Here is a 12,310-nt window from a genome sequence, read left to right on the forward strand (position 1 = left end):
TATGTATACAAAAGTGTATACATGTTGATATAACGGCTTGTGTACACTTTTGTGTACATGTTTACAATATTGTACACAAGTGTTAGGAATTAGTTTGTAGGATTTTCAAGTGATTTTAATAGCTATTATTTCTTGTATTAATCTGTATTTACTATAAAATGAAATGGAAGATAGTAGGTAAGAAAGGGATGGTTAATAAATGAGTTATTCGAGAATCGCAGCAATTGATGTAGGTAATGATGCAATTAAAGCACTTTTTGGGAAATTAGATTCAGAGTTATATATTCCTAATGTTATCGCACAAGACATAGCAGACCGGCCGGTAATCGGAATTGAAGATTTAAATGATAATGATCCAATTGAGGGAATTCATATTCGTGTTCATTCTCCAGCATTACAAGAAAACAATATGATTTATCGTGTGGGAAATCTAGCTACAAAGAGTGATAATCCATCAGAATTGGATCCAGGCAGCAGTAAGTCTGAGGAAGATCAAACATTAATTATGTTATTTGCTGCACTTGCTCTTGATGCTGTTAAAGATGAGAACGCATCAAACTTTAAGAAAACTAATAATGTAGTAGATGCCAATTACACGCTCGGTACTGGTTTGCCGTTAAGAGAAGTAAAAGAAGGCAAAGATGTTGGTTATCGTTCAAGATTATTAGGATCTGTCCATCAAGTAGAGTTCTTGGTTACACCAAAATATCAAGGAATTAAAGTGAATATTAAATTTGATGAAGTGAAAGTGTACCCAGAAGGTTTTGCCGCTTATATCAATTTAGTTATGGATAATGAATTGAACATAATTAATAGAGATTTAATCGATAAACAAATCCTCATTCAAGATATTGGCGGTCTTTCGACAGATATCGCAGTCATTCGAAACCGTAGAGTGGATGATGACAAAGCTCAAGGCTTTAATTTGGGTGTTGCGGAAGCATTAGAATCCATCAGAGAAGAAATTCGCAGTAAACATGGCGTTGAACTCGACAGCAGACGTGATGTGGTTGACATTATCACGAAGAAAAATGATCGCAATCATATCATGGTGCGCGGCAGCAGGACAAGCGTTCATGATATTACAGACCGGATCTTAGGTGAACTGGCTAAGAAAGAATATCGCCATCTTCGCAATGTTTGGCAGAAGAATTCTCAAACGGAAATCTGCTATTTTGTTGGCGGAGGCGCAATTGTACTTAAGGATTATCTGAAGAAATTAAATAATAATTTAGATGGCTATAATATCGACTTCTTTGAAGACGAAAAAGAAAGCATCTGGATGATGGCGAATGCCTATTATAAATTAATTTCCGATTTTGCCAGAAAAAATGCTAAACAAGAACAAATTCAAAGTAAAAAGGATGTTCAAAAATCCGGCATGACTAAGTAGGTTGAAGCATGAAAAAGACAACTGCATCTGAAATACAGCGGGGTCAGGCGATTACGTTTCGAATTCCCTCCGACACACCCGATCATGTATTAAGACAGCTCCAAAAGCTAAAAGAAACAGAAAAACGAAATTTTTCTAGTAAAATAGCTGAATTTGTGCTTGAAAATGTTGGGAATTCGACAGTACAGGATCGAGAAATGATCAAGATTCCTCTTCCTCATAAGCTAAACAAGGGTCAAAGGGATTGGCTCAAACATGCTCATTCTGAGGCTATGCTTGGAACCATTTTATATCATATATTGTCTGACCCTATAAGGGCGACGTCCTTATTGGCTTCCCTGACTAGTAATGCGTTGGAGATTGATGAAGCCCTTTATTTACAGGAACAGCCTGTTAATCAAGAAGTGGAAGAGGATATTCACATAAGATTACCCGTCTCTGAAGCTGAATTAGATAATTTTGATTGGAATGACAGTACTACACAAGTGGATGAGAGCAGCGAAGAAGTAGAAGAGGAAAATCTTGATGATTTATTGGGTGATTTCCTCGCTCAGATGAATAAATAAGAAAAAGAGGCAGCTGCATTATGCAGCTTGCCTCTTTTTTAGCTTGCTAAGAAGATCAGTTGGTATAGGAATAAAATAGCGAATACGTAAACGAAAGGATGCACCTCACGGATTTTACCTTTCGCAATTTTCATAATGGGATAGGCAATGAAACCAAGGGCAATTCCATTAGCGATGCTTGATGTCAATGGCATGGTCACAATCACCAAGAAAGCTGGGAAGGCTTCGTCAAAATCATGCCAATTGATGTCTGAAATACTTTTGATCATAAAACATCCTACAATGATTAAACTTGGTGCAGTAATAGCGGCAACATCTGATAAAGAACCGATTAAGGGACTGAAGAAAGCCGTTATTAAGAATAAAACAGCTACCGTTAAGGCAGTTAGACCAGTTTTACCACCAGCTCCTACCCCTGCTGAAGATTCAACGGAGGCAGCTGTTGGACTTGTTCCAAACACAGCGCCGACAGTTGTTCCGATGGAGTCGGCAAAAAAGGCACTGCCAGGTTTTTCAAGCTTCCCGTCCTTTAATAACCCTGCCTGACGAACAATCCCTAGGAGGGCTCCTGTCGTATCAAACAGCATAACAAGTAAAAAGGAGAAAACAACACCATATAAACCATAATTAATGACATCGTTAAACGATGTAATCGGATTTGTGATGAGCGCGCCTTCTGGTAAGTGCGGCAAGGCAGCAATCCCGTTAAAATGTAACTGACCGGTAAAGTAGGCAATTAATGCGGTGATGACCATACCAATGAAAATGGATCCTTGAATGTTTAAGGTCATTAAGATTATGGTTATGATTAAGCCTATTAAGGTTAGTGCTACCTTTGGGTCTGTGAAATCACCCAATGCCACTAAGTTGGTTTCATGATCGGCGACTATTCCAGATAGACGCAGGCCGATAAAAGCAATGAATAGACCGATACCAGCACTGATTGCATGCTTCAAATTATCGGGAATAGCTGTGATTAACTTTGTTCTGAATGATGTTAAAGATAGAATCAAGAAGATGATCCCGGTCACAAATACGGCAGAAAAGGCAACTGTATAAGAGATATTATAAGTACCTAGTACGGAATAAGCAAAGTAGGCATTTAAGCCCATCGCTGGGGCTATAATAATTGGGTAATTAGCAAGCAAGGCCATGCATAATGTCCCGACCAGTGTAGCAATGATTGTTGCTGTAAAAGCTTGATCAAAAGGTACACCAGCTTCAGATAAAATCTTCGGATTAACAACAATAACATAGGCGACTGTCAAGAATGTAGTCAATCCGGCAATAATTTCTGTTTTAACGGTCGTGTTCCGTTCTTTAAGTTTAAACATGATGCCACTCCTTTTAATATAGAAACCTCCCTGCCATATGAAATACGAATGGCAAGGAGGAATAGCTTGCCGATATTCGGCAAATTCTCTCTGTATGCATTAGTTTGTACATAAATATAAATCCTATAAATTATAATCAAGTTCTAACAAAAGCACAATAACAGGATAAGGAAGTTCAACAAAAGAACACGTGTAAAAGAAGGTCGTAAAACGTGGTATACTTGCTAAAAGAAGTAACAAGAAAAAAACTCTTCGGAGAGTAGGCAGGTACTAAATGAAATTTACTGAATTAGGAATAGATGGACCAATAGAAGAAATGTTGAATTATATGGGGATTACATCTCCAACACCGATTCAAGAGCAGGCGATTCCAGAGATACTAGCCGGCAGGGATGTAATCGGCAAGGCGCAGACTGGAACGGGAAAAACATTGGCGTTTTTACTGCCGATTATTGAGCACACTGATACGGAAACGCCTTATATTCAGTCACTTATTGTAACCCCAACAAGAGAACTAGCTCTTCAGATAACAGCTGAGCTGACGAAATTTGCGGAGCAAATTGAGGACTTTCATGTCCTTGCCGTATATGGGGGGCAAGATGTAGACCGCCAATTGAAGAAACTAAAACGCAGTATATTAGTCGTGGTTGCGACTCCAGGAAGATTGTTAGATCATACTAGAAGAGGAACAATCGATCTATCAAAAGTGAAACACCTAGTCCTTGATGAGGCAGATCAAATGCTTCAAATTGGATTCTTGCCTGAGGTTGAGGAAATCATTGAAAATATTCCAGCTGATAGGCAGACGCTGCTTTTCTCAGCAACGATGCCAGAACAAGTTATTTCTCTATCTAAACGGTTTATGAATAATCCACTTAAGATAGCCGTTGAAAACAGTCAGGTTACCGTTAAACAAATTCGTCAGGTGGTCATTGAAACCACGGACCGGGCTAAGCAAGCATCACTTATTAAAATCATTGATGAAGAACAGCCCTACTTAGCGGTTATTTTCTGTCGAACAAAGCGCAGGGTATCTGTGTTAAATGAAGCGTTAAAGAGTGCTGGATACAATTCAGACGAACTGCATGGAGATATCTCACAAGCGAAGCGTGAACGTGTCATGAGGAACTTCCGGAATGCCTCCCTGCAGTTTTTGGTGGCAACAGATGTAGCCGCGAGGGGTCTTGATGTTGAGGGTGTTACACATGTCTTTAACTATGATGTTCCGGAAGATGCGGAAAGTTATATTCACCGAATCGGCCGGACTGGACGAGCAGGCGAACATGGTTTAGCGGTAACGTTTATCGCTACAAAAGATTTGCCGATATTAAAAGATATCGAAAAGGGCATCGAGATGAAAATTGATCGTAGACAGCTCGAAGGCATTGTTATGAATGAGCCTACAAGGGCGACTGCTAAGCCAAAACGAGTTCAGGGCAATAATGCTCGTTCTGATTTCAATAAGCGCCATGGCAAGCCGAGCAGCCCAGGTAAAACCTCTGGGAAACCTTCCCCTTCAAGAAAAAGAGGTACAAATTCAGATAGCGGCTTTGCAGCCAAATCAGGAAATGGACGAAGTGATTCACGTAAGAGATAAATAAGTGTCATTCTTTAGCCCTGCTGTGCTATACGGCAGGGTTTGTTTGCATTTTTCTCAGTTGAAATACGTCGCAGGACCTATGTGAAAATACCTCTGCAGCTCATTATAAAAAATCCATCCAATAGCTATGATAGAAATAAGGAAAGGAGGTACGGTTACTATGATGAAAAAAGCAGGCTTAATCATTATTGGAGGAATTGCAGCGATCATTGCTCTTACAAATGTTGGCCCATTAATCAGCTTGATTATCTGTTTAGCAATTCTTTATTACAGTTTTAAACAATTGCTTAAATCAGAAAATACAGGAGCAAAAATTACCTGGGCAATTATTGTGCTGGTAGCATTAATGGCATCTGTATCACATGTACCTGCAATACTCGGACTTGTGGCGGCGTATATCGTCTATCTTGTGTATAAGAAATGGAACCGAGACAAAAAAATAGGTAATGAAGAATCATCGGATCCTTTTACAAACTTTGAAAAACAGTGGGCAAATTTGAATAAATAAAAAAACGGAGGAGTGTTTTATATGAATGACTTATTTTCACGAATGAAACAAACACTAACAGCTGATTTTTATCATGTACTTGATAAAATGGAACAGAAAAACCCAATAGCGCTGCTCAATCAATATTTACGTCAGGCTGAAGCGGAAACTGAAAAGGTCCGTAAGCTGGTCGAGCGTCAGTATCAATTAAAAGCTGAATTTACGAAGGAACTTGCTGAAGCGGAGGGGTTAGCTGAAAAACGGAAGAATCAAGCGAAGATTGCAGAAAAAGCTGGGGAATCAGAGCTGCAGGCCTTTGCTATTCAAGAAAGTGAACTTTACAGCACCCGTGCACTCCGAATAAAAGAAGCGTTATTTAAGGCTGAAAAGCAGTTGAGTGAACTAGAGTATAAATATAGAGAAATGAAGCATAAATTAAAGGACATGAACATTAGAAGAATGGAATTAATGGGTAAAGAAAACATAGCTCACGCTCATCAACGTATGAATCAAGTAATCGATTCTGGCAGTACGTCAAGTTCGTCAACAGGAAAATTTGAAGATACAGAAAACTACTTGGATAATTTGGAGCAAAGAATTAACTCAAACTATCAAAGGCAAAGTATCGATACCCGAATTATTCAACTAGAAAAGGATATGAAAAAAGAAGAAACACATTCAATTTCGTAATCATGTTATTCTTAAAAGGCGTAGTTAGCTGCGCCTTTTTCGTAATGAATAATCAAAAGTTAGATTGATGAGAGAGGAGGATCAGGATGTTTAAACAAGTAAACACAGATTATATCAGTTGGATCTTTTTAATTGGCCTTATCTCGCTTATTATGGAACTTGTTTTTTTTGACGGCGGACTCATTTACACCCTTGCCCTCTCCATCGGCTGCTTATTTATAGGTAAAAAAAAATACCATCGAAAAATAGGGAAAATACTGTTTTTCATTGGCGTATTTAGCACGATTATCATTGTGTTAAATATGTTTGTATTCAAATTTTTTCTCCTCGTGATTCTTGCATATGCCCTCTATGGTTTTTATTTATCTAAACAAAATCCTGAAAAAGTACAGTTGGTGTTGACTGAACCTAAACAAAATACCGAAGAAAAAGAACAGTTGATTAAAACAAGTTATTTATTCAGTAACAAACTAATAGGTTCGCAGCAAACCCAGAAGTCAGTCTACGAATGGAATAATGTCAATATTCAACGAGGAATTGGTGATGTAGTCATCGATTTAAGCAATACGATCCTTCCAAAAGGTGAAACCATTATTTCGATAAGAAGCATGGTGGGCAACCTGAAAATCAAAATTCCATATGATGTTGAAGTAAACCTTCACCACTCAGTCGTAATCGGCAGAGCCGTCATCTTTCAAAATCATGAAAAGCGGATGTATAATCAAATTATTTCCTGCCAAACAGAGGGCTTCCATAACGCTGTTCAAAAAGTGACCATCATCACCTCCGTCTTCATTGGCAATATCGAGGTGAATCGGGTATGAATGTGATGACTCGCCAGATTGTCTATGCTTTTGGTATTGCGCTCATAACCGCAATTATTGTTCCAGCTCTTGTCTTCTATGTTTATCCTTTAGAGAACTGGCGAAATCTCTGGGAGATGAAACTACTTAATCTGTCCTTTATCATTACTTTTCCAAGTATCCTTTTATTTGTAGGAATTGCATATGGAATAGTGTCAGGAATATACTGGCGCAGACAAATGAATAAGCTTAGTGATGATTTGCATTTAGTGGAATTAGGCCGGCCTATTCAGTCATTTGATGATTATTCCTTACTGGAATTCAAAGCATTAGCCAAACAGGCAGAGCAGATTCAAAAGCTTGGAGCAGAGCAGGCAAAGTTAGCACAGAAGCTTGCTACTGAAAAAGCAGAAGACCAGGAAAAGCGGATTCAGGAAATTGTATCTCAAGAAAGAAACCGTTTGGCAAGGGAACTACACGATTCAGTCAGCCAGCAGTTGTTTGCTGCATCCATGATGATGTCCGCTATTACCGAAAACAATGGCGAGGATAAACAACTTCCGGTTGTGGAAGGAATTATCCATCAGGCACAGCTGGAAATGAGGGCATTGCTTTTACATCTTAGACCTGTACCATTACGAAATAAATCTCTGCAAGAAGGTATCCAAGAGCTTTTAGAAGAATTAGCTCAGAAGGTGCCAATGAAAATAGAGTGGAAAACAGAAGCTATTCATCTTGATAAAGGGATAGAAGATCATCTGTTCCGAATTCTACAAGAATCAGTATCTAATACATTAAGGCATGCCAAGGCAAATAGTATCGATGTGTTACTGATTGAGCGTGATGAGATGGTTATTTTACGCATTGTAGACGATGGAATGGGATTTGAACTCGATCAAACGAAAACGGGTTCGTATGGTTTGCAGAATATGAAAGAACGAGCTGTAGAGCTAGGCGGGTCACTGAAAATTGTCAGTGTTCCAGGGAATGGAACACGACTAGAAGTCAAAATACCACTACTACAGACTAAGGGGGATACCTAAATGATTAGTGTCTTGTTTGTGGATGACCATGAAATGGTTAGAATAGGGGTGACCGCTTATTTATCTGCACAGCCTGATATTACCGTGATAGCTGAGGCAGATGATGGAGCAGCGGGTGTCAAACTAGCCCTTGAACTACGTCCGGATATTATTTTAATGGACCTAGTTATGAAGGAAATGGACGGGATAGAAGCTACTAGAAACATTATGCAAAGCTGGCCGGAAGCAAAGATTATTATTGTGACAAGTTTTCTAGATGATGAAAAGGTCTATCCGGCTCTCGAAGCAGGTGCAGCAAGCTATATGCTTAAAACCTCAAAAGCAAGTGAAATTGCAGACGCTGTTCGTTCAACTTACCATGGCCAGAGCGTGTTAGAGCCAGAGGTGACAGATAAAATGATGAAAAAAATGCGTAGTCATGCTAGTAAACTTCCCCATGAATACTTAACAAATCGTGAGATGGAGATTTTGCTTTTAATGACACAAGGGAAAACGAATCAAGCAATTGCTGATGAATTATTTATTGCCGTCAAAACAGCGAAAGTGCATGTGAGTAATATCTTAAATAAGCTTGAGGTCCAAGATCGTACACAAGCAGTGATTTATGCGTTTCAACATCAACTAGTGAAATAACTTTTTGGAGGATTCTATGTATTTAAAGACAGTTACGATGATAGGCACAGAGTTAGAAAAGCAGGGAATTCCGTATCAATTTAAAGGCCAAGCATCATTAAGGGTCCAAGGTGCGTCCATTTCTGAAGATTCAATAATCGAAGCGTCTGTCCAATGGGATGTTTTAGACGAAGCGAGAAGAATATTTACTAAGTATTCACCGACAGACATTAGCAGCAATCCAGAATCCGCTGTTTTCAGTTTTACAATCGATACCATTACCGTTTACATAAGCTGTGAATACAATACAACCATTAAGACAGATCCATATCGGATATCGGTAGAAATAGATCAGACAAACATTTGGTGCCAATCACTTTATAGTTACTTTTATAACGAAGAAATGGCTCTTTATAGTGATCAAATCCATGCTTATTTAGCCAAAGAACAGCAGGGATTTACAGCTGAAAATGAACAAGCATGGAACCAGAATAATTACAGTGCTCTTTTAAATCGTTATGGAAAACCTGAAGCACTTGTTGAAAAAATCAAGCAAAATCCTAAGTGGAGACTCAAACCTTTTTATCAGTATATGGGTAATCTTCAAGGAAAATCAGTGATGCATTTGATGGGCTCAAATGGTGTTAAAGCAGTGGCGATGGCGCTCCTTGGTGCAAAGGTCACAGTGGTTGACTTTTCAAAAGAAAATGCAGCATTCGCTAGAGAGCTGGCTGATGCGGCAGACGTTCCGGTCGAGTATATTGTTTCTGACGTGCTCTCACTACCTGAGAATGAGGGGGCAGATCTTGTCCTGATGGAACTTGGTGTCCTCCATTATATGATTGACTTACAGCCGTTACTGGAGAAAATTAAGTCCTTATTAAAACCAGGCGGTCATTTTATTTTGCATGAATTTCATCCGATTTCAACCAAATTAATCACGTCCAGTGGTAAAAAACATAAAGTAAGCGGCAATTACTTTGATCCATCTATTGAAAAAAACCAAGTAGCTTTCACAAAACATATGCCTGATGAGGAACAAAAAAGCTTGTCCCAGGTAGTACAACGGAAGTGGACACTTGGAGAGCTTATCACGGCCATTGGCCAATCAGGCTTAATGATAAAGGTGTTAGAAGAAGAACCAAACCATAAAGTGCATGATATGGGGATTCCGAAAACGTATACGATTGTTGCTGAAAAACTAAATTTAGAATAATTAGAATTATTCATTGCAGTAAACCGACTTTTATAGTAGGATTAGTTTATCTTTTAACCAATTAAATAGTGTCTTATCAAGAGAGGTGGAGGGAACTGGCCCTATGAAGCCCGGCAGCCGCTGACAGTTTGTCAGAATGGTGCCAATTCCAGCGGAGCATATGCTCTGAAAGATAAGTGAAGGCTACTGCGCAAACTTCTTCTTATCGAAGGAGTTTTTTTGTTGTCTTTCCTCTGTTTCACCAATAAAAACAAAGGGGTTTTGAACATGAAGTTTGGCTTTTGGCTGCCTATTTTCGGTGGATGGTTAAGGAATGTAGAAAATGAAAACATGCCTGCAACCTTTGAGTATGCAAAACAAGTAACAATAGCTGCAGAAAAATTGGGGTTTGACACTACACTGGTAGCGGAATTAAATTTAAATGATATTAAAGGTCCTGAGCATGATTCGCTTGAAGCATGGTCAACCGCTGCAGCTCTAGCAGCGGTAACTGAAAAAATTGAGATTATGACGGCAGTACGGCCTGGATTCCATAATCCAGCGGTTACAGCGAAAATGGCTGCCAATATAGACAACATAAGCAACGGACGTTTTACCCTGAATGTGGTATCTGCATGGTGGGAAGAAGAAGCGCGGCAATATGGGGGGATTTTTACGGCCCATGATGAGCGTTATGATCGAACAGAAGAATTTCTAGATATCTTAACGGGACTATGGTCTGCCGAGGATACCTTCTCATATGAGGGCAAATATTACAGCATAAAGGATGCTCACTTACATCCAAAGCCGGTTCAACGTCCCAATCCCATTCTGTATGCAGGTGGAGAAAGTCCACGCGGGAAACAGACGATCGTCGATAAATGTGACGCCTACGTAATGCATGGTGGAACGGTTGAAGAAATTTCGACTAAGATTGAAGGTATGAAACGACAGCGTTCAGAAGCAGGCCGTGAACCTTTTTCAGCTTTTGGTTTAGCTGCATACGTAGTCTGCCGTGATACAGAAGAAGAAGTGGCTGCTGAACTTGCAAGAATCACAGATGTGAAGGAATCGGGCGGTTATGCAGGATATAACGACTTTATCAGCAAATCACAACTTGAACAGCAAGTTAAACTTTTCGATTATTCTGTTTCTAACCGCGGTCTGCGTCCGAATTTAATTGGAACCCCTGAACAAATTGCTGATCGAATTATTGCTTTCGAAGAAGCAGGAGTAGATTTGCTATTGCTGCAATTTTCACCGCAGCTTGAAGAGATGGAACGCTTCGCCAAGCAGGTTAAGCCTCTTGTAGAAGCAAAACGCAAAAAAGCACCCGTTTAACTAATTTTGAAGGAGGCAACATGATGAGTAAAATTTATATTCTCCATGAAAATAACGAATGGACAGCCCATTTAACGAAACGATTGAATGAACTGGAATTACCATACGAAGAGTGGCATCTTGACGAAGGTCTCGTTGATCTTACAGAAACTCCGCCAGAGGGTGTCTTTTACAGCCGCATGAGTGCATCATCCCATACACGCGGTCATCGATATGCACCAGAATTAACAGAGTCTGTACTGGCTTGGCTTGAACAGCATAACCGCACCGTATTTAACGGAAGCCGCGCTCTTCGCTTAGAGGTCAGCAAAGTGAACCAATATACGGCCCTGACAAAGTCCGGTATTCGTACACCGAAAACAATTGCTGCAATCGGTAAGGAAAATATCTTGAAGGCCGCAGAGAAAATTGGTGCTGAATCATTTATCACCAAGCACAATCGGGCAGGAAAAGGTCTCGGTGTCCAATTATTCCACTCCATTGAGGGCTTGAAAGACTATCTAGAAGGTCCTGATTTCGACGAACCGATAGATGGCATCACCTTGATTCAGGAATACATCAAGGCGCCTGAGCCGTTTATAACCCGCTGTGAATTCGTTGGGGGCAAATTCGTTTATGCGGTACAAGTCGATACATCTGAAGGATTTGAACTTTGTCCGGCCGATGCCTGCCAAATCGGCGATCTCTTCTGTCCAGTAGGAGAGGAAGTCGAAGAAAAACCGAAATTCCAAATTGTCCAAGACTTTAATGATCCAATCATTGAAAAGTACGAAGCATTCCTAAAAGAAAACCAAATCACCGTAGCCGGCATTGAATTCATCCGAAATGAAGCTGGTGACATATTTACCTACGATGTGAACACAAATACCAACTATAACTCAGATGCCGAACAAGCTGCCGGGAAATACGGCATGCTCGAACTGGCTAAATTCCTAGGTTCAAAACTCAAAACAGAAGAATTAGACTAAAAAAAACCAGAATGCTCAGCATTCTGGTTTTTTATTATAGGAGCAGGATGCAGAGGAAGCAATCCTGAGCCTGACCCATGAACTCATGATGCGGTTGTAATTAATGCGGCGGACGGCAGGGCCGAATATAAGGCTAGGACAGCTTGATGAGACAGTATGATGGAGAATTCATAAAACCAACTGATCAAAAAGATTTGGTTTTATCAAAAAAGAGTCGCTAAAAGGAAAAAATCGAATCAAGCTAAACCAAAAAGAGAAAGATACTCTATTTTTACAAG

General features: G+C 39.7%; 12 protein-coding genes and 1 riboswitch. Of the genes, 11 read left to right on the top strand and 1 reads right to left on the bottom strand.

Annotation, left to right across the window (positions count from 1 at the left end):
• Nucleotides 1–199: 199 nt before the first annotated feature.
• Together AC52RT_RS03070 and AC52RT_RS03075 are read left to right on the top strand one after the other, a co-directional pair.
• Entirely contained in the window at nucleotides 200–1,393 is a 1,194-nt protein-coding gene (locus tag AC52RT_RS03070; RefSeq protein WP_495539390.1) for an Alp7A family actin-like protein, read from the top strand.
• Nucleotides 1,394–1,401: 8 nt separating this feature from the next.
• Nucleotides 1,402–1,959, top strand: coding sequence for a hypothetical protein (locus AC52RT_RS03075; RefSeq protein WP_495539391.1), 558 nt, complete (start codon nucleotides 1,402–1,404; stop codon nucleotides 1,957–1,959).
• Between the two features lie 38 nt (nucleotides 1,960–1,997).
• On the opposite strand, the gene AC52RT_RS03080 is transcribed toward AC52RT_RS03075, so the two are convergent.
• Nucleotides 1,998–3,293, bottom strand: coding sequence for an NCS2 family permease (locus tag AC52RT_RS03080; protein WP_495539392.1), 1,296 nt, complete (start codon nucleotides 3,291–3,293; stop codon nucleotides 1,998–2,000).
• A 274-nt stretch (nucleotides 3,294–3,567) separates the two neighbouring features.
• On the opposite strand from AC52RT_RS03080, the gene AC52RT_RS03085 reads away from it, so the two are divergent.
• The 9 genes from AC52RT_RS03085 to AC52RT_RS03125 all read left to right on the top strand — a co-directional run bounded on the left by AC52RT_RS03085 (nucleotide 3,568) and on the right by AC52RT_RS03125 (nucleotide 12,032).
• Entirely contained in the window at nucleotides 3,568–4,890 is a 1,323-nt protein-coding gene (locus AC52RT_RS03085; RefSeq protein WP_495539393.1) for a DEAD/DEAH box helicase, read from the top strand.
• 163 nt (nucleotides 4,891–5,053) lie between these two features.
• Entirely contained in the window at nucleotides 5,054–5,401 is a 348-nt protein-coding gene (locus AC52RT_RS03090) for a lmo0954 family membrane protein (protein WP_495539394.1), read from the top strand.
• 21 nt (nucleotides 5,402–5,422) lie between these two features.
• Nucleotides 5,423–6,070, top strand: coding sequence for a PspA/IM30 family protein (locus tag AC52RT_RS03095; protein ID WP_495539395.1), 648 nt, complete (start codon nucleotides 5,423–5,425; stop codon nucleotides 6,068–6,070).
• Nucleotides 6,071–6,156: 86 nt separating this feature from the next.
• The gene (gene liaF, locus AC52RT_RS03100) at nucleotides 6,157–6,894 is read left to right on the top strand and encodes a cell wall-active antibiotics response protein LiaF (RefSeq protein WP_495539396.1); all 738 of its coding nucleotides are present in this window, start codon (nucleotides 6,157–6,159) and stop codon (nucleotides 6,892–6,894) included.
• Nucleotides 6,891–7,916 carry a sensor histidine kinase gene (locus tag AC52RT_RS03105; protein ID WP_495539397.1) on the top strand — a complete coding sequence of 342 codons (1,026 nt, stop codon included), beginning with the start codon at nucleotides 6,891–6,893 and terminating at the stop codon, nucleotides 7,914–7,916. The genes liaF and AC52RT_RS03105 overlap by 4 nt, the downstream gene beginning before the upstream one ends.
• Nucleotides 7,917–8,549 carry a response regulator gene (locus AC52RT_RS03110; protein WP_475728535.1) on the top strand — a complete coding sequence of 211 codons (633 nt, stop codon included), beginning with the start codon at nucleotides 7,917–7,919 and terminating at the stop codon, nucleotides 8,547–8,549.
• A 16-nt stretch (nucleotides 8,550–8,565) separates the two neighbouring features.
• On the top strand, nucleotides 8,566–9,744 hold the full coding sequence (locus AC52RT_RS03115) for a class I SAM-dependent methyltransferase (protein ID WP_495539398.1): 1,179 nt from the start codon (nucleotides 8,566–8,568) through the stop codon (nucleotides 9,742–9,744).
• Nucleotides 9,745–9,814: 70 nt separating this feature from the next.
• A riboswitch (SAM riboswitch) is annotated at nucleotides 9,815–9,923 on the top strand.
• A gap of 88 nt (nucleotides 9,924–10,011) precedes the next feature.
• Nucleotides 10,012–11,064 carry an LLM class flavin-dependent oxidoreductase gene (locus AC52RT_RS03120; RefSeq protein ID WP_495539399.1) on the top strand — a complete coding sequence of 351 codons (1,053 nt, stop codon included), beginning with the start codon at nucleotides 10,012–10,014 and terminating at the stop codon, nucleotides 11,062–11,064.
• 23 nt (nucleotides 11,065–11,087) lie between these two features.
• Nucleotides 11,088–12,032 carry an ATP-grasp domain-containing protein gene (locus AC52RT_RS03125; protein WP_495539400.1) on the top strand — a complete coding sequence of 315 codons (945 nt, stop codon included), beginning with the start codon at nucleotides 11,088–11,090 and terminating at the stop codon, nucleotides 12,030–12,032.
• Nucleotides 12,033–12,310 lie beyond the last annotated feature (278 nt).

This window comes from Peribacillus sp. (assembly GCF_059453735.1).